The sequence below is a fragment of the Devosia sp. genome, from assembly GCF_017744655.1.
Taxonomy (GTDB): domain Bacteria; phylum Pseudomonadota; class Alphaproteobacteria; order Rhizobiales; family Devosiaceae; genus Devosia.
Map to the genome: position 1 here is coordinate 1,076,658 of NZ_JAGIAW010000001.1, position 25,373 is coordinate 1,102,030.

The 25,373-nt window shown below is 62.3% G+C and carries 24 protein-coding genes and 1 tRNA gene; 14 read left to right on the forward strand and 11 right to left on the reverse strand.

The annotated features are described in order from the left end of the window. The 3 genes from J7557_RS05345 to J7557_RS05355 form a co-directional block, all read right to left on the reverse strand. The gene (locus J7557_RS05345) at positions 1-1,290 is read right to left on the reverse strand and encodes an MFS transporter (RefSeq protein ID WP_291418037.1); all 1,290 of its coding nucleotides are present in this window, start codon (positions 1,288-1,290) and stop codon (positions 1-3) included. A 282-nt stretch (positions 1,291-1,572) separates the two neighbouring features. After that, complete coding sequence (locus J7557_RS05350; RefSeq protein WP_291418039.1) at positions 1,573-1,749, reverse strand: DUF4169 family protein; 177 nt, start codon at positions 1,747-1,749, stop codon at positions 1,573-1,575. A gap of 9 nt (positions 1,750-1,758) precedes the next feature. Beyond that, complete coding sequence (locus J7557_RS05355; RefSeq protein WP_291418041.1) at positions 1,759-2,130, reverse strand: helix-turn-helix domain-containing protein; 372 nt, start codon at positions 2,128-2,130, stop codon at positions 1,759-1,761. 131 nt (positions 2,131-2,261) lie between these two features. Here J7557_RS05355 and J7557_RS05360 point away from each other — a divergent pair, with 131 nt between their 5' ends. After that, positions 2,262-3,110 (forward strand): SDR family oxidoreductase, encoded by an 849-nt coding sequence (locus J7557_RS05360; RefSeq protein ID WP_291418043.1) that lies wholly within the window; start codon positions 2,262-2,264, stop codon positions 3,108-3,110. Positions 3,111-3,141: 31 nt separating this feature from the next. Here the strand turns inward: J7557_RS05360 and J7557_RS05365 are convergent, their stop codons facing one another. The 4 genes from J7557_RS05365 to tpiA form a co-directional block, all read right to left on the reverse strand. Then, positions 3,142-4,260: an endonuclease/exonuclease/phosphatase family protein gene (locus tag J7557_RS05365; RefSeq protein WP_291418045.1), complete on the reverse strand. Its 1,119-nt coding sequence runs from the start codon at positions 4,258-4,260 to the stop codon at positions 3,142-3,144. 148 nt (positions 4,261-4,408) lie between these two features. Continuing rightward, positions 4,409-6,037, reverse strand: a complete 1,629-nt coding sequence (locus J7557_RS05370) for a CTP synthase (RefSeq protein ID WP_291418047.1) — start codon at positions 6,035-6,037, stop codon at positions 4,409-4,411. A 114-nt stretch (positions 6,038-6,151) separates the two neighbouring features. Beyond that, positions 6,152-6,706 carry a preprotein translocase subunit SecG gene (secG, locus tag J7557_RS05375; RefSeq protein ID WP_291418049.1) on the reverse strand — a complete coding sequence of 185 codons (555 nt, stop codon included), beginning with the start codon at positions 6,704-6,706 and terminating at the stop codon, positions 6,152-6,154. A gap of 110 nt (positions 6,707-6,816) precedes the next feature. Continuing rightward, complete coding sequence (gene tpiA / locus J7557_RS05380; RefSeq protein ID WP_291418051.1) at positions 6,817-7,572, reverse strand: triose-phosphate isomerase; 756 nt, start codon at positions 7,570-7,572, stop codon at positions 6,817-6,819. Between the two features lie 122 nt (positions 7,573-7,694). On the opposite strand from tpiA, the gene J7557_RS05385 reads away from it, so the two are divergent. From J7557_RS05385 to glp, 7 genes are all read left to right on the forward strand, one after another. After that, positions 7,695-9,566: a peptidylprolyl isomerase gene (locus tag J7557_RS05385; protein WP_291418053.1), complete on the forward strand. Its 1,872-nt coding sequence runs from the start codon at positions 7,695-7,697 to the stop codon at positions 9,564-9,566. Between the two features lie 37 nt (positions 9,567-9,603). Further along, positions 9,604-11,112, forward strand: a complete 1,509-nt coding sequence (trpE, locus tag J7557_RS05390; RefSeq protein ID WP_291418055.1) for an anthranilate synthase component I — start codon at positions 9,604-9,606, stop codon at positions 11,110-11,112. 177 nt (positions 11,113-11,289) lie between these two features. Then, positions 11,290-11,889, forward strand: a complete 600-nt coding sequence (locus J7557_RS05395; protein WP_291418057.1) for an aminodeoxychorismate/anthranilate synthase component II — start codon at positions 11,290-11,292, stop codon at positions 11,887-11,889. Further along, positions 11,889-12,908 carry an anthranilate phosphoribosyltransferase gene (gene trpD, locus J7557_RS05400; RefSeq protein WP_291418310.1) on the forward strand — a complete coding sequence of 340 codons (1,020 nt, stop codon included), beginning with the start codon at positions 11,889-11,891 and terminating at the stop codon, positions 12,906-12,908. Before J7557_RS05395 ends, trpD begins: the two co-directional genes overlap by 1 nt. Then, positions 12,905-13,717, forward strand: coding sequence for an indole-3-glycerol phosphate synthase TrpC (gene trpC / locus J7557_RS05405; RefSeq protein ID WP_291418059.1), 813 nt, complete (start codon positions 12,905-12,907; stop codon positions 13,715-13,717). Before trpD ends, trpC begins: the two co-directional genes overlap by 4 nt. Next, positions 13,717-14,199, forward strand: coding sequence for a cyclic pyranopterin monophosphate synthase MoaC (gene moaC / locus J7557_RS05410; RefSeq protein ID WP_291418061.1), 483 nt, complete (start codon positions 13,717-13,719; stop codon positions 14,197-14,199). Before trpC ends, moaC begins: the two co-directional genes overlap by 1 nt. Further along, entirely contained in the window at positions 14,196-15,398 is a 1,203-nt protein-coding gene (glp, locus tag J7557_RS05415) for a gephyrin-like molybdotransferase Glp (protein ID WP_291418063.1), read from the forward strand. Before moaC ends, glp begins: the two co-directional genes overlap by 4 nt. On the opposite strand, the gene J7557_RS05420 is transcribed toward glp, so the two are convergent. Further along, a complete protein-coding gene (locus J7557_RS05420; protein WP_291418065.1) occupies positions 15,391-16,551 on the reverse strand; it encodes an MFS transporter in 1,161 nt (386 codons plus the stop codon). The two genes, glp and J7557_RS05420, sit on opposite strands and share 8 nt — an antisense overlap. A 211-nt stretch (positions 16,552-16,762) precedes the next feature. Between J7557_RS05420 and J7557_RS05425 the strand changes: the two genes are divergently transcribed. Continuing rightward, a complete protein-coding gene (locus J7557_RS05425; RefSeq protein ID WP_291418067.1) occupies positions 16,763-17,410 on the forward strand; it encodes a pyridoxamine 5'-phosphate oxidase family protein in 648 nt (215 codons plus the stop codon). A 52-nt stretch (positions 17,411-17,462) separates the two neighbouring features. Here the strand turns inward: J7557_RS05425 and clpA are convergent, their stop codons facing one another. Next, positions 17,463-19,808 (reverse strand): ATP-dependent Clp protease ATP-binding subunit ClpA, encoded by a 2,346-nt coding sequence (gene clpA, locus J7557_RS05430; protein ID WP_291418069.1) that lies wholly within the window; start codon positions 19,806-19,808, stop codon positions 17,463-17,465. A gap of 9 nt (positions 19,809-19,817) precedes the next feature. Beyond that, positions 19,818-20,237, reverse strand: coding sequence for an ATP-dependent Clp protease adapter ClpS (gene clpS, locus J7557_RS05435; RefSeq protein ID WP_291418071.1), 420 nt, complete (start codon positions 20,235-20,237; stop codon positions 19,818-19,820). A gap of 329 nt (positions 20,238-20,566) precedes the next feature. On the opposite strand from clpS, the gene J7557_RS05440 reads away from it, so the two are divergent. Then, entirely contained in the window at positions 20,567-22,150 is a 1,584-nt protein-coding gene (locus J7557_RS05440; protein ID WP_291418073.1) for a serine hydrolase, read from the forward strand. A gap of 84 nt (positions 22,151-22,234) precedes the next feature. Beyond that, the gene (locus J7557_RS05445; protein WP_035087672.1) at positions 22,235-22,507 is read left to right on the forward strand and encodes a hypothetical protein; all 273 of its coding nucleotides are present in this window, start codon (positions 22,235-22,237) and stop codon (positions 22,505-22,507) included. Positions 22,508-22,544: 37 nt separating this feature from the next. On the opposite strand, the gene J7557_RS05450 is transcribed toward J7557_RS05445, so the two are convergent. Next, positions 22,545-23,906 (reverse strand): MATE family efflux transporter, encoded by a 1,362-nt coding sequence (locus tag J7557_RS05450; RefSeq protein ID WP_291418077.1) that lies wholly within the window; start codon positions 23,904-23,906, stop codon positions 22,545-22,547. Between the two features lie 286 nt (positions 23,907-24,192). Here J7557_RS05450 and J7557_RS05455 point away from each other — a divergent pair, with 286 nt between their 5' ends. From J7557_RS05455 to J7557_RS05465, 3 genes are all read left to right on the forward strand, one after another. After that, complete coding sequence (locus J7557_RS05455) at positions 24,193-24,921, forward strand: AzlC family ABC transporter permease (RefSeq protein ID WP_291418078.1); 729 nt, start codon at positions 24,193-24,195, stop codon at positions 24,919-24,921. Continuing rightward, positions 24,905-25,213 carry an AzlD domain-containing protein gene (locus J7557_RS05460; protein ID WP_291418079.1) on the forward strand — a complete coding sequence of 103 codons (309 nt, stop codon included), beginning with the start codon at positions 24,905-24,907 and terminating at the stop codon, positions 25,211-25,213. Before J7557_RS05455 ends, J7557_RS05460 begins: the two co-directional genes overlap by 17 nt. A gap of 53 nt (positions 25,214-25,266) precedes the next feature. Further along, positions 25,267-25,350 (forward strand) — tRNA-Leu (locus tag J7557_RS05465). The last annotated feature ends 23 nt before the right edge of the window (positions 25,351-25,373 follow it).

Sequence of the window (25,373 nt, forward strand, 5' to 3'; positions counted from 1 at the left end):
TTACTCCGCAGTCTGGCGGATGAAGCCGAAGGCGATCAGGGTGATCACGGCAGCGATGATCATGTAGTAGCCGACGGTGTGGAGGCCGTAGGTCGAGGCCAGCCAGGTGGCGATGTAGGGCGCAAACGAAGCGCCGAAGATGCCGCCCAGATTAAAAGTCAGCGAGGCGCCGGTGTAGCGGACGGCGGTGGGGAATGGCGCGGCGAGTGCGGTGCCGAGGGGACCATAGGTCATACCCATGAGGGCGAAGCCGATGCAGAGGAAGCCGAGGACGCCGACGACATTGCCCGAGCCCAGGAGCGGGGCGAGGATGAGGCCGAAAAGGGCGATACCGATGGAGACGCCGATCATCACGCGGCGCATGCCAAAGCGGTCGGCGAGGACGGCGGCGACGGGGATGAAAAGGCCGAAGGCGAGGACGCCGACCATCTGCAGGATGAGGAATTCTTCGCGGCTATAGCCGAGGGTGCCCGTGCCGTAGCTCAGCGAAAAGACCGTCATGATGTAGAAGAGCACGAAGGTGGCGAGGGCAGCCATGGTGCCCAAAAGCAGGCTCAGCTTGTGGCTCTTGAAGACGTCGAAGAACGGGACTTCGACGCGTTCGGCCTTTTCGATGGCTTTGGCGAATTCCGGGGTTTCGGTGATTTTCAGGCGGATGAAGAGGCCGAAGATGACCAGCACGGCGCTGGCAAGGAACGGCACGCGCCAGCCCCAGGACATGAACGCTTCATCGCCAAGGAAATGGGCGAGGACCAGGAAAATGGTGGTGGCGAAGAAGAAGCCGACCGGGGCGCCGAGCTGGGGGAACATGCCGTACCAGGCGCGCTTGCCTTCAGGGGCGTTTTCGGTGGCGAGGAGGACAGCACCGCCCCATTCGCCGCCCAGACCAAGGCCCTGCCCCAGACGGCAGAGCGCGAGGAGAAGCGGCGCGAAAATGCCGATCTGCTCGTAGGTCGGGAGCGCACCGATGAGGACGGTAGAAATGCCCATGGTGAGGAGCGCAGCGACGAGGGTCGCCTTGCGGCCGACCTTGTCGCCGAAATGGCCGAAGAAGGCGGCACCGATTGGGCGCGCGAGGAAGGCGATGGCGAAGGTGGCGAGCGAGGAGAGCAGCGCCGAATTTTCGTCGGTCGAGGGGAAGAAGAGATGCGGGAAGACGATCACCGCGGCCGTGGCATAGATGTAGAAGTCGAAGAATTCGATCGTGGTGCCGATCATGCTCGCGGCGAGAACGCGGCGGGCGGAATTCCTCGGCGCGGTGGCCGGGGACGAGATGCTTGCGGTGGTCATGGTAGTCCGGGATGGTTCTTTTGCAATTTAGGCGCGGAGATAGCGCGCCTCCATCCCGATAGTCCGCGCCATAGCCAACGATTGGGTTGGGGAGTACCGTAGAGTACGGTTAAGGGCAAGGGGTACTTGCAGGGGATTTGGTGATTGCCGTCACCCCCTCCTAGCCTCCCCCATCAAGGGGGAGGTACCGGCCGGTGGTGGAGACAACATCGCGCCAAAAGAGTGGAGCGGCACCTCCCCCTTGATGGGGGAGGCTAGGAGGGGGTGACCAGGCGACACCCTTCAATCTTCGAGTTTGTGCCCGTCGAGGTGTTTTTCGGCGCTGGATTTCTCGGCGGCGTCCTTGAGCTTTTCGCCTTTGGTGCGGCCGAATTTCAGGCGGTTGGCTTCGGCCGCGGCTTCCTTTTCGGTGCGGGCCTTGGCCTTGCGGACTTTCGACAGGGAGATGATTTCTGCCATTTGACGCTCCTAGGCGGTCTCGTCGACTCCGGCATCATACTTCGCCTGGGCCGAGAGTACGCTATCGATATTGTCCTGCGCCCAGAGGGAAACGGCGGCCATTTTTTCGGCGAGGCTGTGGCCCAGGGGCGTGACGGAATATTCTACCGTAACCGGCACTGTGGCGAAGGCACGGCGGGAGACGAGGCCATCGCGCTCGAGTTGTTTCAGGGTCTGGGAGAGCATCTTTTGCGAGATGCCTTCGACGATGCGGCGGATCTGGTTGAAACGCAGCGGGCCGTCGACGAGTTTCCAGAGGATCAGGGCCGTCCACTTGTCGGCGATGTGGTCGAGGACAAGCCGCGTGGGGCAGTCTTTTTCGTAGACGTTTGGAATTCTCATGGCGGGGCCCGGTTTCTGCGGGGTGACCTTATCACCCGGTAGTGCCTTCTTACTAGCTTTCCAGAATTGGTTTAAGTGCAATTTCACTCGCTAGTTTCGTTTGGGTACTAGCTACAATGTGGAGAGCACAAATGAGCAAAGAGATTTTGGTGATCGGTGGGACCGGCAATGTCGGCGCGGCGCTGGTGCAGGAACTGGTGGCGAAGGGAGAGACGGTGCGTGTGGGGACGCGGCGGCCGGAGAAGGTTTCGGTTGCAGGGGCCAAGGCGGTGCTCGTCGATCTCGACAGGCCGGAGACGCTGGGACCGGCGCTGGAGGGCGTCAATCGGCTGTTCGTGCTGGCGCCCGCTGGTGAGGCGGATCATGTGCGGCTGCTGGCGCCGGTGGTGGATGCGGCGGCGGAGCGCGGCGTGAAGGTCGTGTTGCAGACGGCGATCGGCGTTGAAGCGGATGACAATATTCCGTTCCGGCAGGTGGAGCTGCGGCTCGAAAAGTCGGGGGTGCCCTATGTGATCCTGCGGCCGAACTGGTTCTCGGACAATTTCGAGAGCTATTGGGGGCACGATGTGCTGGCGGGCGAAATCCGCGTGCCGGCGGGGGAAGGTAAGTCGAGCTTTATCGATAGCCGGGATATTGCTGCGGCGGCCGCGGCGGCGTTGACGACGGACAAGTTCGATGGTCAGGCATTTGCGCTGACGGGACCAGAGGCGCTGAGCTATGGCGAGGCGGCGGAACTGATTTCAAAGGCGGCAGGGCGGACTGTCGGATACCGGTCGGTGTATGATGCGGTGTTCGTCCCTGCCCTCGTTTCGGCGGGGCTGACGCAGGACTATGCTCAGATGCTGGCGGCGATTTTCTATCCGGTGCGCGAGGGCTGGACGGCGCCGACCACTGACGCCGTGGAAAAGCTGACGGGGAAGAAGCCGCGGACGCTGGCGGCTTATATCAGTGAGAATGCTGCGAAGTTCATTCCGGCGTGATGAAGGGCTCCCGCGGGAGCCCTTTTGCTTTTCAGGGCTCGGCTTCGATCTTGGTGCGGTTTTCGGCGAGGAAGGGCGAGGAGGAGTCGATGATCATCTCGAACCAGATGGGCAGGTGGTCGGAGAGCTGGTTCTGCTGCCAGTAGCTATCGAAGTATTTTTTCATGGCAGTTGCGTCGTTGGCGAGGTCGGCGGCACCGCCGTAAACGCCGAGCATTTCGGGCAAGTAGGTCGCGGCATCGTCAAGACGCAGGACGTGGTCGAAAGGATTGAAGACGCCGCCGCTTTCCTGACCATTGGCAGAAAGGGCGAGGCGGAAGAACTTGTTCTTGCGGATGAAGAAGCGGTCGTAGACCTCAGTCAGCGCTGCATTGGTGTGCTTGTCGGCGAGACTGTTGACCTCGACGAAGCCGGCGGCGCCGAGGAGGTCGATCGATTGCTGGTCGACGGTGCGGAAGAAGTTGAAGTCGCCGGTGAGGATGAGGTTTTCGCCCCAGAGTTCGTCTGATTTTTCCTTGAGGGCTTTTACCAGCAGTTCGACCTCGGCCTTGCGGGCGGCGGCCTTGTTGCCGGTCTTGTCGGGCGAAAGGTGCAGGTTGATGAGAACGAAGCTTTTCCAGCCGGCGCGGAAGCCGGTCATATAGGGCGTGCGGGCGATCTGGGAGATCATGGCGCCATCGCTGACGGCGGGCCAGAGGACGAGTTCACCGACAAGGCCCGAGAGGTTCACCCGCTTGTTGTTGTAGAGGTAGCAGGAGCGCTCGCGATTGCCGCTGCTGCCATCGGTGATGTCATTGACCAGATAGGACCAATCGGAGCCCAGGATGCGCATCAGGATGCTGATGTCCTTCAGGGTTGATTTGACTTCCTGGATGGCGACGAGATCGAAGCGGGCGACGATCTCGGCGATGTAATAGTAGGATTCCGGCAGGCGCTGGGTGGTGTGGCCGAATTCCTTGATGTTCCAACTGGCGACGAGAAGGTTTTCCTCGGCGCGACGGGACGGGATGGCTTTGTCTAGGGCCTCGCGCAGGCGCAGGAGGCCGTCGATGGTCCGGATCTTCGCCGGCTTGGTCATATCGGGAAAGACGCGGATGAAGTCGCGCTTGGCGAAATCAGCTTCGGGACGAAGGTCGTTGTAGAACGGCATGTCCGGCCCCCATTTGGGATGGGGAAGCTTAGCGCAGGGGCGTGACAGGCGGAAGTACGCAGGATTGCTGGCCACCCTGCCCCTGCGGTGCCAGAAAAAGAAATCCCCGCTTTCGCGGGGATGGCGTTGTGCGTGCCTACACCTCGCCTTAGACGAGGCGGCTCTGATCCATGGCTGCTGCGATGAAGCTCGTGAACAGCGGGTGGGGTTCGAAGGGCTTGGATTTCAGTTCTGGGTGGAACTGGACGCCGATGAACCACGGGTGGTCGGTGCGTTCGACGATTTCAGGCAGCTTGCCGTCGGGCGAGACGCCGGAGAACAGAAGGCCGTTCTTTTCGAGGAGTTTTCGGTAGTCCATGTTCACTTCGTAGCGGTGACGATGGCGCTCGGAGATGCGGGTCGAGCCGTAGATGTCGGCGACGCGCGAGCCGCGGGTGAGCTGGGCGGGGTAAGCGCCGAGGCGCAGGGTGCCGCCGAGATTGCCCGACACGTCGCGGGTCTCGGTTTCGTTGCCCTTGACCCATTCGGTCATCATGCCAACGATCGGCTCCTTGGTCGGGCCGAACTCGGTCGAGGATGCTGCCTTGATGCCGGCGGTGTTGCGCGCGGCCTCGATGCAGGCCATCTGCATGCCGAAGCAAATGCCGAAATAGGGCACGTCTTTTACACGGGCAAAGCGGGCTGCCTCGATCTTGCCGGCAGAGCCGCGCTCACCGAAACCGCCGGGCACGAGGATGCCGTGGACGTGTTCCAGGTACGGGGCCGGATCGTCGCGTTCAAAGACTTCCGAGTCGATCCACTGCAGGTTGACCTTGACCTTGTTGGCGATGCCGCCATGGGTCAGGGCTTCCGAGAGCGACTTATAGGCGTCCTTGAGGCCGGTATACTTGCCGACGATGGCGATGTTCACTTCGCCTTCGGGGTTGTGATAGCGGCGGGAAACTTCATCCCAGGCCGACATATCCGGCTCGGGCGCGTCGGTGATGCCGAGGGCCGCGAGAATTTCGCGATCGAGGCCTTCATGGTGATAGGCGACGGGCACGTCGTAGATCGAAGCGACGTCGAGGCCCTGTATGACCGCGGATTCGCGGACGTTGCAGAAGAGCGAGAGTTTTTTCTTTTCGCCTTCAGGGATGGGCCTATCGCAGCGGACGAGCAGCACATCGGGGGCGATGCCGATGGAGCGCAGCTCTTTCACGGAGTGCTGGGTCGGCTTGGTCTTCAGCTCACCGGCCGAGGGAATGTAGGGCATCAGGGTGAGGTGGAGATAAGCGGCGTGGTTGCGCGGCAATTCGTTGCCAAGCTGGCGGATGGCTTCGAAGAACGGGAGGCCTTCGATGTCGCCGACGGTGCCGCCGATTTCGACGAGGACGAAATCGTAGTCCTCATTGCCTTCGAGGACGAAATTCTTGATCGAGTCGGTGACGTGCGGAATGACCTGCACCGTCGCGCCGAGGAATTCGCCCTTGCGCTCTTTGCTGAGCAGGTCGGAATAGATACGGCCCGAAGTGATGTTGTCGCGCTTGTTGGCCGCGCGGCCAGTGAAGCGCTCGTAGTGGCCGAGGTCGAGGTCGGTCTCAGCGCCGTCGTCGGTCACGAAGACCTCGCCGTGCTGGGTCGGCGACATCGTGCCGGGGTCCACATTGAGATAGGGGTCGAGCTTTCTCAGGCGGACCTTATAGCCGCGCGCCTGCAGCACAGCGCCAAGCGCCGCTGAAGCCAAACCTTTGCCAAGGGAGGAAACCACGCCTCCGGTGATAAAAACGTACCGAGCCATGGGCGATCACCATAAGCACATCATGAACGATTCGCAGAGCCACAAGATGCGGTCCACACAAAAAGAAGAAGGGGATGTTTCCATCCCCTTTTTCGGCGGTCGCCTTTCGGCGCTTTAGTTACCGGTTGTCGTAGCCGGCGTTTGGGTATCGGTCGCAGGAGCCGGAGTTTCCGGGGTCGCTTCGGGAGAAGCTTCCGGTGTCGCAGCGGGCGCAGCTTCCGGGGTTGCCGCGGGGACTGGCAGGTCGCTGGTCGGTGCGGGAGCCGCGGGAGTCGTTGCCGGAGCAGCCGGGGTCGTCGTGGCCGGCGCCTGAGCATCGGCCGGAACCGGAAGGTCCGACGTCGTATCGCCCTGCAGTGCGTTCAGCGCATCAAGAACGTTGGACGGCGCGGCGCCATCTTCAGTGGTCGTGGTGGCGCGATCGAGAATGCTCGAAGTGCCGCGGTCGAACTCATTGAGAATGGTGAGGCCAATGGCCGTGGCGAAGAACAGGGTTGCCAGGATCGCCGTGGTGCGTGTGAGCAGGTTTGCCGAGCCACGCGCCGTCATGAGGCCGCCGCCGCCACCACCACCGATGCCAAGCGCGCCGCCTTCGGAGCGCTGGATCAGGATGACGCCGATAAGGGCCACAACGATCAGCAGATAGACAACAATAAGGACGTTCGCCATGAGGTCTTGGTCTTCGCGTCAGTCAGAAAGGATGCGGCGTCATACACGCCTAAAACGGCAAAGACCAGACCGTTGCCATGTTTTTCATAGCAACGACCCATGCCGTTCGGTCATACCGCGGAGATAATGGTGTAAAAGTCTTTTGCCAAGAGGCTGGCGCCGCCGACGAGGCCGCCATTGACGTTTTCAACGGCCAGAATTTCGCGCGCATTCTGGGGCTTGAGCGAACCGCCGTAGAGAATACGGAGGGTATTGCCCTTTTCAGCACCGAAGCGATCGACGAGGCGGGCGCGGATGCTGGCATGCATCTGGGCGATGTCGTCATTGCTGGGGGTACGGCCGGTGCCGATGGCCCAGATGGGTTCATAGGCGATGATAACTTCGTGCTGACCAGCAGCGTCGGGAATCGATGCGGCGAGCTGTGCGGCGACAACGGATTCTGCCTCACCGGCATCGCGCTGGGCTTCGGTTTCGCCGACGCAGATGATGGGCTTGAGCCCTGCCCCGATGGCGGCTTCGGCCTTAGCGCGCACATGATCATCGGTTTCGCCGTGATCGGCGCGACGCTCGGAATGGCCGACGATGACGAACTGGGCGCCGGCATCAGCAAGCATATAGGCGGAAACATCGCCCGTATGGGCGCCGGAGGCGTTGGCGTGGCAATCCTGACCGCCGGCCATGATACCGCTGGAGGCGCCCTGCGCCGCGACTGCGGCAACCAGGGTCGCCGGCGGACAGATGACGACAACAGCGCGTGGAGCCTCGCCGGTCGTGAGCAAATGGGCCAGTTCCGTCAGCTCGTCGAGCGACTGGGACACCCCGTTCATCTTCCAATTCCCGGCGATCAGCGGTGAGATGGTGGTCAATCTAGATACTCCTGCCTCTTGCGCCAAAGTGGGCTTTGCCCTAACCCCGGCTGTCGGAAAGTCTTACTAGTCTCAGGCAACCCTTCGGGTAAAGCCTCAGACCCTAAACTGGAACGTTCGAAATGCTCGATGGTTTGCGTGGTTTTGCAAAATCCTGGCCAGGGAAGATCATGGGCGCGTTCCTGCTGGTGGGTGTAGCCGGCTTCGGTATCAACAATGTGATCACCGACCTCGGCAGCAATACCGTGGCCCGCGTGGGCGACCAGGAAATTACATCGCGCGAATTTTTGCGGGCTTACCAGAGCCAGGCGAATAATCTCGCCAACCAGATCGGCCGCGTGCCGACCGTGGCCGAGGCCGAAGCCATGGGCCTACCGACCTATGTGCTGATGAATATTTCGCAGGGCGAGGCGATGAACGTGCTCGCCAACCAGCTTGGTCTTGGGGTTTCCGACGACAAGCTGGGGCAGATGCTGCGCACGGATCCTTCGTTCCAGGGAACGCTGGGCAATTTCGATCCCTCTATCTTCAGCCAGGTGCTGCAGGCGAGCGGCTGGACGGAAGCTGAATATTTCGAGACGCGCGGCAACGAAGCCAAGCGCGAGCAGCTGATCTCGGCGCTCTTTGCCGACAAGACCCTGCCCGACGTGGCCCAGGGCCTGATCAACGACTATGCAGGCACCCAGCGCACGATCGACTATATCACGCTGACCGATGCCAATATCGAAACGCCGGCGGCGCCGACCGAGGACGAGCTGACCGCTTACCTCACCGAGCACCAGGCCGAATATCGCACGGTCGAGACGCGCCGGGTGCAGATGCTGGACCTGTCGCTGGCTTCGCTTGCTGCGACCAAGACGATCGAGGAAGACGCGATCGCTGCCGAATATGAGCGCGTGAAAGCGACGCTGACGACGCCTGAAAAGCGCACTATCGAGCAGGCTGTGCTCAATGCGGAACAGCAGGCCGCTTTCGAGGCGGGCCTGGCCGCGGGCAAGGATTTTGCGACGCTGCTTACCGAGAACGGTCTGACGGCGACGCCTGTTGGCACATTTACGCAGGCTCAGATTACCGATGGGGCGCTCTCCGCGGCGGCCTTTGGGCTGGAACAGGGCGCTTTTACGCTGATCGACGGCGTTGCCGGCAAGCGCGCGATCCATGTCACCACCATCGAGCCAGCGGGCCAGACGACATTGGACGAGGCACGCGACAGCATTGCCAGCGGACTGGCAACGGCCGCGGCGCGCAACGAAATCAACGACATTCTCGACCAGATCGAAGAACTGCGCGCGGCCTTCCGTCCCCTTACGGAAATCGCCGAGCGCTTCGGGCTCGACCTTTATGAGGCCGACGTGACCGTGGGCGGCAACCAGCTCGAAATCCTGCCCAACCTGCAGGCCGATGAACGCACCAAGGTGAGCCAGGCGATTTTCAAGGCAACCGAAGGCCAGTTGACGCCGTCGATCCCGCTGGCGGGCAATGCGCACCTGTTCTTCGACCTCGTCGAAATTCAGCCGGCACGCGACCAGACGCTGGACGAAGTGCGCGAGGACCTGACCGCAACGCTGATTGCCGAGCGCACCAACAATGCGCTCTTGGCCAAGAGCGAAGAAGTGGTCGCTCAGCTCAAGGGCGGTTCGACGCTGGCCGATGTGGCGCTGTCGCTGAACCTCTTCCCGCAGCTCTCCCCGCCCTTCTCGCGCTTCGGCTCGGACGATGGCAGCATCGACAATGTTATCGCGCAGGCCGCATTCAATGGCGGGCCTGAGCACAAGGGCTCGGTGGTGAGCAGCACGGGCGAGTTCATCGTCTTCGAGGTGGTTGATAACACCGTTCCGACGGAGCCGCTGGAAACCGCGGCGGCGGACAACCTGCAGAACGAAGCCAAGAACGGCGTCTATGGCGACTTCGTCAGTGCCGTTCGCGACGATGCAGGGCTGCGGATCAACCAGCAGGCGCTGCAGCAACTGCTTGCTCTCAACTTCGGCCAGTAAGAACCGGGCCGCTTTACCACCAACCGTAGAGACCACGATGGGCGACGATTTTTCCACGCGTTTTGCAGAGCAATATGAAGCCGGCAAATCGCAGATCGTCTGGCGTCGCATCGTGGCCGATCTCGAAACGCCCATCGGGACCTATCTCAAGCTGGCGCAGGAACGGACCCATTCGTTCCTGTTGGAAAGCGTGCAGGACGGGACGACCCGTGGGCGCTATTCGATCATTGGCCTGCTTCCGGACCTGATCGTTCGGGTCGAGGATGGCACGGCGAGCGTCAATCGGCAGGCGCAGCTTGATCCCGATGCTTTTGAGGTGATGGACGCGAAGCCGCTCGACGCGTTGCGGGGGCTGGTGGCGGAAAGCCAGATCGTGGTACCGGCGGGGCTGCCGCCGCAATCGGCCGGCATCTATGGCTATCTCGGCTACGAGATGGTCCGCTACATGGAAGTGCTGCCGAACGGCAATCCGGACGATCTGCATACCCCGGAAGCGGTGCTGATGCGGCCGTCGCTGCTGGCCATTTTCGACACGGTCAAGGACGAGCTGTATCTGACGGCGCCGGTCTATGTGAAAGCTGGCGTTTCGGCGCGGCAGGCGCTGGAAGCGGCGGAAGCGCGGATCGATGATGCGATTGCCCGGCTTGGGCGGGCGCTCCCGGCGACCCCTGCCCTGCCAAATCTCGAATCCATCGAGGTGACGAGCAATACGTCTCGCGAAGAATATTTCGAGATGGTGGCCCGGGCGAAGGAATACATCGCGGCCGGCGACATTTTTCAGGTGGTGTTGAGCCAGCGGTTTTCGGCCGAGTTCACGCTGCCGCCGACGGCGCTTTATCGGGCGCTGCGCCGGACCAATCCCTCGCCGTACATGTATTTCCTCGATTTCGGGGATTTTGCCGTGGCGGGGTCGAGCCCGGAAATTCTGGTGCGGGTGCAGAATGGCGAGGTCACAATCCGTCCCATTGCAGGAACGCGAAAACGTGGGGCGACGCCGACGCGGGATCAGGAACTGGCGGCGGAGCTGCTGAGCGATCCGAAGGAACTGGCGGAGCACCTGATGCTGCTGGACCTTGGACGTAATGACGTGGGCCGCGTGGCGGAGACGGGTTCGGTGAAGGTCACCGACAAGTTCTTCCTCGAATATTATTCCCACGTGATGCACATCGTCTCGAACGTGGTCGGCAAACTCGATCCGCAATACGATTTTGTAGATGCGCTGTCGGCTGGGTTCCCTGCCGGTACGGTTTCGGGTGCGCCGAAGGTGCGGGCGATGGAAATCATCGACGAACTCGAAAAGTCGCGGCGCGGGACCTATGGCGGTTGCGTGGGGTATTTTGGCGCCGATGGCACCATGGATACCTGCATCGTGCTGCGTACGGGGATCGTCAAAGACGGTAAGCTCTATGTGCAGTCGGGCGCGGGGATTGTGGCCGACAGCCAGCGCGAGCTGGAACAGCTTGAATGCGAGAACAAGGCGCGTGCCCTTTTCAGCGCGGCAGAAGAAGCGCTACGCTATGCCGGCGAAGCGGGAGTGGGACAGTGAGTTTTGTGTGTTTTGAAGCAAGGGATTCCCGCTTTCGCGGGAATGACACGGTGAGTGTGAAAGCACTCGGCGTCATCCCCGCGAAAGCGGGGATCTCCAATCGATGGCGGGGTCAGCTCTGAAACAGAGATTCCCGCTTTCGCGGGAATGACACCGTGGATTGGAGAAGGCCCCAAAATGACCAAGACCCTCGTCATCGATAACTACGACAGTTTTACCTACAATCTCGTCCATTTCCTGGGCGAACTCGGCGCCAAAATCACCGTGCGCCGCAATGACAAGATTACCCTTGAGGAAATCGCCGCCATGGCGCCGGAGGCGATCGTGCTGTCGCCCGGGCCGTGCACGCCGACCGAGGCGGGGATCTGCCTTGCCGTGATCGACCGGTTCAAGGGGCAGATTCCGATGCTGGGCGTGTGCCTGGGGCATCAGGCCATGGGCCAGGCGCTGGGCGGCGATGTCATTCGCGCACCGCATCTGGTGCATGGTAAGACCAGCAAGATCAACCACACCGGCAAGGGGATTTTCCGCGGGCTGAACGCCGGCTTTGAGGCGACGCGCTATCACTCGCTGATCGTGAAGGCGGAGACGCTGCCGGATGTGCTTGAGGTGACCGCGACGACGGATGATGGACTGATCATGGGCATGCAGCACAAGACGCTGCCGCTGCATGGGGTGCAGTTTCATCCTGAGAGCATCGCTAGCGAAAATGGCCATGCGCTGCTGCAGAATTTTCTGAACATTGCCCGTGACTTCAACGGGCAGAGGGCGGCGTGATGGATATCAAGCAGGCTCTGCACAAGATTTCCGAAGGACGCGATCTGACGGGCGAAGAGATGCGGTCGGTGATGCGCATCATCATGGCCGGGGAAGCGACACAGGCCCAGATCGGCGCATTCCTGATGGGCATGCGCGTCAAGGGCGAGAGCGTGGGCGAGATCGCCGCGGCGGTATCGATCCTGCGCGAACAGATGGTTCCTGTCGTGGCGCCCGAAGGGGCGATCGATATTGTCGGGACTGGTGGCGATGGCGTGGGGAGCCTCAATATCTCCACCACCACCTCGCTTGTCGTTGCTGCCGCCGGCGTGCCGGTGGCCAAGCATGGCAACAAGGCGCTGTCTTCGCGTTCGGGCGCCTCGCAGGTGCTTGAGGCGCTGGGGGTCAAGCTCGACCTTACGCCCGATGAAATCGGCAGCACGATTGCCAATGCCGGCATTGGCTTCATGTTTGCGCCCAGCCACCATCCGGCCATGCGCCATGTGGGGCCGGCGCGCGGCGAAATGGGGGTGCGGACGCTGTTCAACCTCCTGGGGCCGCAATCCAATCCCGCAGGCGTGCGGCGCTATTTGCTGGGGGTTTATTCCCCGCAATGGGTGGAGCCGGTGGCGGCGGCGCTGCTGGCCAATCGCGCCATCAAGGCGTGGGTCGTGCATTCGAGCGAGGGGCTTGATGAGCTGTCCACCTCGGGACCGAATTTTGTGGCCCAGATTGCCAATGGTGATCTGCGCAGTTTTGAGCTGCATCCTGAGCAGGTGGGCTTGAGCGTGACGGACCCGAAGGGCTTGCTTGGCGGCGAGCCGGCGGACAATGCTGCGGCGATGATTGCGCTCTTTGATGGGGCGCCGGGCGCCTATCGTGATACCGTACTGCTCAATGCCGGCGCCGCGCTGTTGGTGGCCGACAAGGTGACCACAATCGAAGATGGTATAGCCCTGGCGCGCGCGACGATCGACAGCGGCAAGGCAAAAGAAACACTCGCCCGCCTCGTGGCGGTTTCGAACGGACGAGCGCAATGACCGATATTCTCAAACAAATCGAAGCCTATAAGCGCGAGGAAATCGCGGCGGCAAAATCGATGCGCCCATGGGCGGAGGTTGTCGCCCAGGCGCATGACCAGCCGGCACCGCGCGGATTTTTGAAGGCGCTGAAGGACAAGCGGGCGAAGGGGCAATATGGCCTGATCGCCGAGGTGAAGAAGGCGAGCCCATCCAAGGGTCTCATTCGGGCCGATTTCAATCCAGCGCAGATTGCGCGGGATTATGAGGTCGCTGGGGCAGCGTGCCTTTCGGTGTTGACGGATCGACCGAGCTTTCAGGGTTCGCCGAGCTATCTGATCGAGGCGCGGGCGGCGACGAAGCTGCCGGTGCTGCGTAAGGATTTTCTGTTTGAAACCTATCAGGTGGCGGAAGCGCGCTCCTGGGGGGCGGACTGTATTCTGATCATTCTGGCGGCGGTTGGCGACGACGTGGCGCGGTATCTGCTCGATGCGGCGGAAGAATGGGGCATGGATGCGCTGGTGGAGGTGCATGACCAGCTCGAGCTGGATCGGGCGCTGGCGCTGGATAGCAAGTTCATCGGGATCAACAATCGAAACCTGCGGACTTTTGAGACGACGCTCGAGACTTCGGTGAAGCTCGCGGCGGGCGTGCCCAGCAATGTGCTGCTGGTGAGCGAGAGCGGGATCGTCACGCATGATCATGTCCGCATGCTCGACGAGAAGGCCAATATCGGCACCTTCCTCGTGGGCGAAAGCCTGATGCGGCAGGACGACGTGGTCGCGGCGACGCGGTCGCTGCTGATGGGCGCGCCGGAAACGGTGCGCTGATGAGCGAGCGGCGCCTGACCCATCTCGATGCCAAGGGCGAGGCGCATATCGTCGATATCGGCGAGAAGGCGATCACCCGGCGGCGCGCGGTGGCGCAGGCGCGGCTGAGCGGCGAGGCCGAGACTATTGCCACCATTTTGGGTGGCGGGCTCAAGAAGGGTGACGCGCTGGCTGTGGCGCGTGTTGCCGGGATCATGGGCGCCAAGAAGACTTCGGACATCATTCCGCTTTGCCATCCGATTCCGCTGACCAAGGTGAGCGTCGAAATCGAGGGCGAGAATGAGACGACCATTCTCATCCGGACTGTTGCCGAAACGACCGGGCAGACCGGCGTCGAGATGGAGGCGCTGACGGCGGCAACGACCGCGGCGCTGACGCTTTACGACATGGCGAAGGCGCTCGACCGAGCCATGGTGATTTCAGACGTTTGCCTCGTGGAAAAATCCGGCGGCAAATCGGGCGATTATCGAAGAGAATCATGAGTCTGCTGCCAGTTGATGAAGCGTTGAATCGCATTCTGGCTCGCGTGCCGGATGTGGTTGGCGAGAGTGTTGCGCTGGCTGGCGCCGCTGGGCGCGTGCTGGCGGAGCCGGTGGTTGCGAGCCATGACCAGCCGCCATTCGATGCCAGTGCCATGGATGGCTATGCCATGCGGGCGGCGGATGTGGCCGAGGGCGTTTGGCTCAAGGTGATCGGCATGTCGCAGGCTGGGGCGGGCTTTGCCGGTTCTGTCGGCGTTGGCGAGGCGGTGCGGATTTTTACCGGCGCGCCGCTGCCCGAGGGGACAGATACAGTCATCATGCAGGAAGAGGCGGAGCGGAACGGGGATCTCGTTCGGTTCACGGCCCCTGCCCGGCTGGGCCATAGCGTTCGGCCGCGGGGTTATGATTTTGCCGTGGGGCGGACGATCCTTGAGCGCGGCACGCGGCTTGGGGCGTTTCAGGTGGCGGTGGCCGCCGCGGCCAATGCCGGGACTGTCTCGGTCGCTCGGCGGCCGAAGATTGCGCTGCTGGCGACGGGTGATGAGCTGGTGCTGCCGGGGACAATGCTGGGGCCGGATCAGATCGTGGCGTCCAATAGTTTTGGGCTGGCGGCTTCGCTGGCGCCTTTTGCCGAGGCTGTGACGGATTTCGGGATTGCGCGGGATAGCCGCGAAGATCTCGATGCCGCGCTGAAGCAGATTTTTGCCAGTGAGCCCGATGTGGTGGTGACCACTGGCGGGGCTAGCGTTGGCGAGCATGATCTGGTGCAGGCGGCGCTGGTCGAGCATGGCGTAACGCTGGATTTCTGGCGCATTAATATGCGGCCGGGAAAGCCGCTGATGTTTGGCACGCGGGGCAAGACGCTGGTGTTCGGGCTGCCGGGCAATCCGGTTTCGGCCATGGTCACGGCGGAGATCTTTATCAAGCCGGCGCTGCGGCACTGGCTGGGATTGCCGGATGTGGAGGCATTGCGGCTGCCGCTGCTGGGGCCGACGCCGGCCAATACCGCGCGGCGGCATTTTATGCGGGCACGCGTTGTCGTTCAGGACGGCGTGACCGGGCTGCTGCCGATCAGCGAGACGGATAGCGGGCATACCTCGTCGCTGGCGGCGGCTGATGCGCTGATCGTGCAGCCTGAGTTTGATCCGGGCCAGCCGATTGGGATGGTGGTTTCGGCCCTGCCGATCGGGGCTATCTAGCTGGCCGACGCTGGTTGAGAAGGACCAAAACTCCCAGCGCCAGACCCGAGCAGACAAGCGCAGCGATCAGCACGGCTTGCGGGCCAATGCCGTCGAGGAGTGCGATGAGCGCTGGTGGCGCGGCGGCGGAGATCAGGTTGAGCGGCAGGGCGATGCGCGTTAGGGCGCGGGCGTATTCAGCCTTATCGTAGAAGACCAGCGGCATGGTGGCGCGGGCAACAGCCAGGGCACCAGCGCCGATGCCGTAGACCACGATGAAACTGACGACACCGGCCCAGGTGGCGCCAAAAACCAACAGCAGGATCAGTGACAGGACCAGGGCCGGCGCGGCGACTAGGGCTGTGGAGAGGCCGTCCCATCGGGCGCCACCGAGAAGGTCGAGAGCTCTCGCGGCGACCTGGATAATGCCGAGGGATGAGGCAAGACCGGCGGCGAGGTCGGGTTGGACGCTTAGGCTTTTCAGCAGTTCGATCAGAATAGCGGAGAAGCCGAAAGTGACGAAGGCGTTGAGGGCGATGGCTGCAGCGACAAGGTAGAAGGTCATTTGTGCTGGCGCTGCGGCGACTTCGATGGTTTTGGCCGGAGGAGCAGCGACTGGTTGGGGGCGCGGCAGACCGAGGGCGTAAAGGGCGGCGGCGAAAAGGAGGAGCGCCGCGAAGATCAGGCTGATCATGCGCCAGTCGGTGAGGCCGGCGAGATAAGCCGTGGTGGGCCAGAAGATAGTGCCGGAGAGGCCCGAGGCGAGCATGAGGAGACCGATGGCGTTCCTGGCGCGAGCGCCGAGAGCCTCGTTGAGGGCAATGTGAGAGGCGGTCGAGAGCGAGGCGGAGCCGGCGAGACCGAGGATGGCCCAGGCGAGGAAATAGGGAATGGCGCCCTGGCTGGCCGCGAGGACGATGAAGCCAAGCGCGGACAGGAAGGATCCCGCGGCAAGCAGCATGCGGGCGCCGAAGCGGACAAAGGCGGAGCCGAGCAGCGGAGCGCATAGGCCCATGGTGACATAGAAGACAGACGTGCCGGCAAAGATGACCGGTGGCGACAGGTCGAGGTCGGCAGCCATGGTGCTACCGAGGACGGCGAGGAGGCCGACAGTACCCCAGCCGATGTTCTGGCCGATAGCAAGGACGAGGAGATAACGGATGAGAACGGGCACTGGATGGATCGGCGGCGGGAGGGAAGTAAGCCGATATCGTGGCGCTATAGAGGTTTGATGACAATGTCTGCGCGCGAGACACAGGGCCCCTCACCTGTGGTCGGCCTCCGGTAGGTCTTGCGATGGCCTCTTGCCATTTTTGAATAGACAGGGTTTACTGGATTTGAGGTACGTACGTCAGGTTTCCGGACGTGGACGGGAGGGGTTGGACGTGCAGGATATTGCGGGACGGGACGAACATGTAATTCGGGATGAAGAAGCGCTGAGACGGCTTTATCCGGCGACGCATGATCTTGCCATTCAGAAGTTCCAGGGCGCGCTCGGCAGGCATGCCCAGGAGTTCATCCGGCGTTCGCCCTTCCTCTGCATCGGCACGCAGGACATGGACGGCAGAGCGGATGTCAGTCCGCGCGGGGACCCGCCGGGGTTTGTCAAAATACTCGATCCCACGACCCTCGCCATTCCCGATCGGCCGGGAAACAATCGGCTGGACAGCCTTTCCAACATTGTCGTCAACCCAATCGTGGGGCTGCTGTTCGTCATTCCCGGCTTTGACGATACGCTCAGGGTGAATGGTCGGGCGCGATTGACGACCGACCCCGAACTGCTGGCGACTATGGTGGTCAACGATCGTGTCCCAACTCTGGCTATCGTGGTGGAGGTGCAAGAAGTCTTCATGCACTGCGCCAAAGCGTTTCGGCGCTCGCGCCTTTGGGACCCGGCATATCAGCAGGACCGCAAGGAAATGCCATCGCTGATCAAGATTATCCTCGACGAGACCACCGGCGCACCAGACGACAAGGCGATGCAGGCGATCGATGCGGGACTGGAAGAGGACTACAAACGCACGCTCTATTGAGCGCTCCTGACGGGAGAGACGAAAAGGCCGGGATCGCTCCCGGCCTTTTTGCTTAGCTGTTCTTGTCGGCCGTGGCCTTGGGCTTTTTGGGCTTGGGTAAGGCCTTGGGCTTGGCCGGGCGCGGGGGCACCGCGACGAGTTCGAGCTTGGCTTCCGAACCTTCGCCGACCACGGCAACGGTGACATTGCCGCCGTTGACGAGTTCGCCGAAGAGAACCTGGTCGGCCAGCGGCTTCTTGACGTATTCCTGGATCACGCGACCAAGCGGGCGCGCGCCCATGCGTTCGTCATAGCCGTGTTCGGCCAGCCAATCGGCGGCTTCCGGAGTCAGGTTGATCGTGACACCGCGCTCGGCCAACTGGCCTTCGAGCTGCAGCACGAACTTTTCGACCACGCGGCGCACCACTTCGCGCGGGAGAGGCGCGAAGGAGATGATGGCATCGAGGCGGTTGCGGAACTCGGGCGTGAAGGTGCGGTTGATCGCCTCTTCATCGTCCCCCTGCTCGCGCTTGCGGCCGAAGCCGATGGGCGAGCGGGCGAGTTCGGATGCACCCACGTTCGACGTCATGATCAGGATCACGTTGCGGAAGTCGACCGACTTGCCGTTGTGGTCCGTGAGCTTGCCGTGGTCCATGACCTGCAACAGGATGTTGTAGAGGTCCGGATGGGCCTTTTCGATTTCGTCGAGCAGAACCACGCAATGCGGGTGCTGGTCGACGCCGTCGGTGAGCAGGCCGCCCTGATCGAAGCCGACATAGCCCGGAGGCGCACCGATGAGGCGCGAAACCGTGTGGCGTTCCATATATTCGGACATGTCGAAGCGGAGCAGTTCGACGCCGAGGGTATCGGCAAGCTGCTTGGCAACTTCGGTCTTACCCACGCCGGTCGGGCCGGTGAAGAGGTAGGAACCGATCGGCTTTTCCGGTTCGCGCAGGCCCGCACGGGCGAGCTTGATGGCCGAGGACAGCGCGGTGATCGCCTGATCCTGACCGAAGACGACAGTCTTGAGGCTCTGTTCGAGACCCGAGAGCAGTTCGGCATCGGACTTGGAGACCGACTTTGGCGGGATGCGGGCGATGGTCGCGATGGTGGCTTCGATGTCTTCGACGTCGATGATCTTCTTGCGCTGGTCTTCCGGCAAGAGCATCTGGCTGGCGCCGGTTTCGTCGATCACGTCGATGGCCTTGTCGGGCAGCTTGCGATCGTTGATGTAGCGCGCGCTCAATTCCACAGCGGCCTTGAGGGCATCGTCCGTGTACTTGATCTTGTGGAATTCCTCGAAGTAAGGGCGCAGGCCCTTCACGATCTCGATGGCATCGGGAACGGTCGGCTCGTTGACGTCGATCTTTTGGAAACGACGAACGAGAGCACGGTCCTTTTCGAAGAACTGGCGATATTCCTTATAGGTGGTCGAGCCGATGCAACGGATCGCGCCGGAAGCCAGAGCGGGCTTCAGGAGATTGCTGGCATCGAGCGCGCCGCCGGACGTGGCGCCAGCGCCGATCATGGTGTGGATCTCGTCGATGAAGAGCACCGCATTCGGCATCTTCTCGAGTTCCTTCATGACGGACTTGAGGCGTTCTTCGAAGTCACCGCGATAGCGGGTGCCGGCGAGGAGCGAGCCCATGTCGAGGGCATAGATGACCGCTTCCTTGAGCACTTCGGGCACGTCGCCTTCGATGATCTTGCGGGCCAGGCCTTCGGCGATGGCGGTCTTGCCGACGCCAGCGTCACCCACATAGAGCGGGTTGTTCTTGGAACGGCGGCAGAGCACCTGGATGGTGCGGCGGAGTTCGCTGTCGCGACCGATCAGGGGATCGATCTTGCCGGCGCGGGCCTTCTCGTTGAGGTTGACGCAGAAATCGGCCAAAGCCGACGTCTTCTTGCCTTCCGCGGCGCCGCCTTCCCCATTGCCTTCACCTTCTTCGGTGCCGCGGACCTTGCGATCTTCGGCAGGGCCGGACTTGGTGATGCCATGGGAGATGAAGTTGACGGCGTCGAGCCGGCTCATGTCCTGCTGTTCGAGGAAATAGGCGGCATGGCTCTCGCGCTCGGCGAAAATCGCGACGAGAACGTTGGCGCCGGTCACCTCCTCGCGGCCGGATGATTGGACGTGGATAACGGCGCGCTGGATGACGCGCTGGAATGCGGCTGTCGGACGCGCATCCTGGCCGTTCTGGACGACAAGGCTGTCCAGTTCCTCATTGATGAAGTCTTCAAGATCGCTCTTGAGCGCGTCGATATCGACATCGCAGCCATTGAGCACGGCGATCGTTTCGCGGTCGTCGGTCAGGGCCAGCAAGAGGTGCTCAAGCGTGGCGAACTCGTGGTTCCGCTCGCGCGCCAGGTTCATCGCCTGATGCAGAGCCTTTTCGAGTCCGCGAGAGAATGAGGGCATATGATGTTCCTATTGCTTTTCCATCACGCATTGCAGCGGATGCTGGTTCTTGCGTGCCGTATCCATGACGCGGGTCACCTTGGTTTCGGCAACCTCGTATGGATATACGCCGCACTCACCGACCCCCTTCTGGTGAACGTGCAGCATGATCTGCATGGCGTCTTCACGTGATTTGTTGAAGACGTCCTGCAAGACCAGAACGACGAATTCCATCGGCGTATAGTCGTCGTTGAGCAGCATAACCCGATAGAGGTTAGGCCGCTTGGTCTTGGGACGCGTCTTGGTGACGGTCCCGGTCTCGAAGCTGTTTCCGCCGTCTCCCTGGCGGCCGCCATCATCATCCTTCGGCCCGGCCACAAGCTTTCCGAGGGGCTTCTCGAAGCCTTTGGCGGGACGGGCAGACGGAGAATGAGCGGTGAATGGTGTCATATTCTTAGCGGCATTTCTGGGAGGAACCGAAGCAGCTCTTCGGAACCATTATGTAGGCAAAAAGGGGCCCGTGTTAAGGGGCACATGATCCCGAAAAGTTGAGCGCCTTTATCCGAGCTTGGTCAAGCGGTTGCCGCATGGCCCTGAAAGAACGCCCGCCGTGACCGGATTGCGACTCTAAGACAGAAATCGATGGCATTTTACGGAATGGTAACGGGGTGGGCCTATTCTGCATCAATGGCATGGATCGGGCGGGGGCCTCGATCTGCGGGCCAGTTTTCAGTTGCGTACGGGCAGTTTGGCCCGATGAGTAAAGTTGGAGTTCCGGGTTGACCTTCCAGGCCATGACCCCTTGGCGCGCTACGTTTGTCCGTGCCATCGCTGCGATTGCCCTCGTGCTGGGCCTTTCCCTGCATCTTGCGGCCCCGGCGCACGCCATCGAAAATCTCAGGAAATATGCCGGCATCGTGGTCGACGCGAAGTCTGGCGAAGTCCTCTACGAGGAAGCCGGCGACCAGAAGCGCTACCCCGCCTCCGTCGCCAAGGTGATGACCCTCTATGTCCTTTTCCAGGAATTGAAGGCGGGTAATCTCAGCCTTTCCACGAAAATGACCGTTTCCAAGCACGCAGCTTCCGCCGTGCCGACCAAGCTGGGCCTGCGTGCCGGTTCGACGATTTCGGTCGAAGATGCGATCAAGTCGCTGGTGACGCTGTCGGCCAATGACATGGCCCGCGTGATCGCCGAACATATTTCGGGAAGCGAAAGCAAATTTGCCGAGCGCATGACGGCCACGGCCCGCGCCATGGGGATGCGCAACACGACCTATCGCAATGCTTCGGGCCTGCCCGACGGTGGTCAATTGACCACGGTGCGCGACCAGGCGATCCTCGGCATCGCGATCTACCAGCACTTTCCGCAGTACTACGAATTCTTCCAGACCAAGTCGTTCAGCTACAACGGTAAGACCTATGGCAACCACAACCGCGTGCTTGGCTATATGGGCGCCGTCGATGGCATCAAGACCGGCTACATCAATGCCGCCGGTTCGAACCTGCTTACGGCCGCCCGGAAGGACAATCGCCACATCGTGATCGTCGCCTTCGGCTTCAACTCGGCCGGTGCGCGCGACGAGAAGGTGCGCCAGCTCGTGGCCAACTACCTGCCCAAGGGCCGCCGTGGCGATTACCTGCAGACCGCCATGGTTCCGCAGCCGGGCCGCCAGGGCAATTCCAATGTGCAGGTTGCCGTGGCCCAGCCGACGCAGCCGGTTTTCGTGATGCCGATGCCCCTGCCCGGCTTCCGCCTTGCAGAACTCGCGGCAGCGCAGACTGGCGCCCCGCAGGTCGTCGTGGCTTCGGCGGCGCCAGTTCCGGCCGCTGCCCCCGCCGATATCGGGCTGCAGCCGGCCGTGCAGGCCGCGGCAGTGCTCGCTGCGCCGACACAGGCGCCGACCCCAGCTTACCCCAGCCAGGACATTATCGGCGCCTGGCTGAGCGATACCTATAATCTCGGCGCTCCGCCGGCGGCGCTCGGCTCGACCCGCGCTTCCGCGCCGCTGGAACCCCCTGGCAATGTCGGTGGCGGCGCTGCCCCGGTTTCCGCTCCGTCGGCCGGGCAGCCCATCGACCTGATGACCAGCGGCACCGTCGATACGGCTGGCCTTGAGGCCGGAACGTGGATCGTACAGATCGGCGCCGGCCCCTCGGAAAACAGCGCCCGTTCGATGCTATCGGATGCTGCAGGCAAGGTCGGTGGCCTGGGAGACTTCCGCTCCTATGTCGAGCGTTTCGAAAAGAACGGCCAGGTTTTCTATCGCGCCCGCTTCGTCGGTTTTGGCGACCGCGATGGTGCGACGGCCATGTGCAACCGCCTCAAGGACGCCAATATGGCGTGTCTGGCGATGCAGGGCTGATGCCCTGGCGAAAAGCGAAGTGGCGGGCCGGTCGCCTGCCACCTCTTGTGTAAGCAGTTTGGTGCCTGTGTTTGGAGTAGCCCAATGAGCGAACGCAATTCCCTGGTGGAACTGGCCAATTTCATCGGCCGCTCCCCCCTCGCCTCGCCTGACATGACCGCGCGCAACAAGGCGCTGTCGGGCATGACGGAGCGCCTGATGCCCAAACAGCGGCGCTCGGTGGGCGACCTGATGAACGTGGTACTCACCCTCTCGGCGCGGACGCGGCGCATGGTGCAGGAGCCGGTCAGCATCGACATCGACGTGTTCGCCCCGGGCGGCAAACGCGCACTGGTGATGCGGCTAGGTGAGAAATAGAAAAAGGGCGCCAATGGCGCCCTTTCTTTTTTGACGCTCAGACCAGAGCGACGATTTTCTTTTTCTTCCAGACAAACTGATACCAGGCCGCTTGCAGCACCAGCATCATGGTGAAGCTGGCGGAATAGGCCACCCAGATGCCGGTGAGCCCGAGGCTGGTCTGGCTGAGCCAGATGGCGCCCGGCAGTTCGATGAGCAGAATGCAGGCGAGCGACAGGATCATCGGCGCGTAGACGGTGCCACTGGCGCGCATGATGCCCGAGAAGACCACGCTCCAGCCGAAGCAGAGCAGGCTCCACAGCACCACATGCAGCAGCGTTTCGGTCAGTTCGATCACCGCAGGATCGGTGATGAACAGGGCCACGACGTGCTGGCTGAAGAGATAGGCCAGGACGATCAGGCCGCCGGTGATGATCAGGTTGAGCATCAGGGCCGTGCGGGTGATGGCGCCGAGCTGTTCGGATTTTCGCGCGCCAATCGCCTGGGCGGCAAAGATCGAGGCCGCGATGCCGATCGACATAGCCGGAAACTGCACATAGCTCATTACCTGCCCCAGCGCGCCATAGGCCGCCGTTGCGTCGGACCCGAAGCGGTTGACGAGGCCAACCACCACGATGCCGGCGATGGACGAGATGACCATTTGCAGGCCGGCCGGAATGCCAAGTTTCAGGATAAGGCCGAGCAGCTTGAAATCCGGGCGGATCATGGCGCCGAGCAGCACCCCGTCCGGCGCCAGCGGCATATTGCGCAAGCGCATATAGACGAAGAGGAAGACTAGCACCGTGAGGAAGCCGGAGATCATGGCCACGGCGGCGGCGTTGACACCCAATTGCGGCAGGCCGAACCAGCCCTGAATGAGGGCGGGCGTGACGAGCAGGCTCACCACCATGGAGAGAATGAGCGACATCAGGGGCGTGACCGTATCGCCCACGCCGCGCAGGACCGAGGTGACGACCAGGAACAGGAAGAAGCCAGGCATGCCGACAAGCACGATGCGGGCATAGCCGACCGACATGCCGAGGATGTTTTCGGGCGCGCCCAGAACCGTGAGGATCTGTTCGGTCCAGATGCCGCCGACGATGGAGACGATGAGGCCGAGCACGATCGTGGTGGCCAGCGTGGTGCCGGCAACCTGCTTGACCTTGTCGATGTTTTTGGCGCCCCAGGCCTGGCCGATCAGGATGGTCGAGCCCGCGGAGAGACCGATGATAAAGCTCATCAGGAAGAACATGATCGGGAAGAAGGTGGCGGTCGCCGCCAATGCTTCGACGCCGATCATCTGGCCTACATAGATGGAATTTACCGTTCCCGACAGGGCCTGAAGAATATTCGAGGCCATGAGGGGAAGCAGAAAGAAGGCGAACCGCTGCCAGAGGGGGCGGGTGGAATGGGGGTCCATGAGAACGCTCCAGAGAAACGAGTCATAACGCTGTCGTCACGGCGGCAGGCCCCGGACCGGCAGAAGCTGAGAAAAGTTCACGACGCCGGGGGGACCAATTCACACCTCGAAAAAGAGGTGCCGGCTGGACGGGCGCTGGAGGCTTGGCAATGACAGGGAGGTTGTCTACGCCGCGGCGGGAGGAGCGTCAACGCCGCGATGAGGGCCTTGCGATCAAAGATGGCGATGGGAGCCATCAGGACTTGTCATCGCTCCCCTGCCCCCTGGCCGTGCTAGAGAATGGGCCATGACAGACATTGCAGCCAGCCTCGATTCCCGGATGGATCAGTTTCTTGCAGGCGCAAGAGCCTGCGTGCCCGTCGCCATTTCGGTCGCGGCCTATGGCCTGGTCTGGGGTGTGCTGGCGCGGGGCGCCGGGCTGAGCCTATTGGAAGTAATCATGATGAGCGCGCTGGTTTTTGCCGGCTCGGCGCAATTCGTGGCGCTCGACCTCTGGACCGCGACGCCTGCCGCGCTGCCGATTGGTGCGCTGGTGCTGGCGGCGCTGATCGTCAATCTGCGTTACCTGTTGCTGACGGCCACGCTGCGGCCGCTTTATCCGGCAAAGGGGCTCCTTGGCGGTGCGCTCAGCATGTATCTCGTGACCGATGAAAACTGGGCCATGACGGTGGCCGCCATGGCGCGCGGAAAGGGTTCGGTCGCCTTCCTGATGGGCGGTGGGGCGCTGGCCTGGATCGCCTGGATGTCTACCAATCTCGTCGGCTATGGGCTCGGCTCGGCCATAGACGATCCCTCGCGCTGGGGGCTGGATTTCGCCTTCACGGCCACGTTCCTGGCGCTGCTGCTGGGCATGTGGAAGGGGCGCGGCGATCTCGTGCCCTGGCTGGTGGCAGCACTGGCGGCGATTCTGACCTCGCGCCTCGTCGAAGGTAGCTGGCACATTCTGGTGGGTGGCGTGATCGGCAGCCTTGTCGGCGCCTATCTGGAGACGCGGAAAAATGCTGACAAGTCCTGAGGCCGTTGCCGCTATTCTCGGCATGGCCATCGTGACCATGGCCGTCAAGGCCAGCGGTTTTCTCCTGGCGGACCGCCTGCCCCGCGACGGCTTTGCGGCGGCCTGGCTGCGGCATATCCCCGGCGCGGTGCTGGCGGCGCTGGTGGCGCCGGCCGTCGTGACCGGGGGCGTCGCGGAGGCCATTGCCGCGGCAGCGACGGCGGCCGTGTTCATTCTCTCGAAAAATCTCTTTGCGGCCATGGCGATCGGTGTTGCCACCGTTTACGCCGTTCGCTTGCTGGTCGCTGGATAAACATGCCGAGGCAGTTGCCAGCCGCACCGCTCTAGGCTAGGAACCGTGCCCGTGCCCCTCTGGCGGAATGGTAGACGCAGAGGACTCAAAATCCTCCGCCGCGAGGCGTGCCGGTTCGAGTCCGGCGGGGGGCACCATTTTACCCGACATTGTTGCTGCC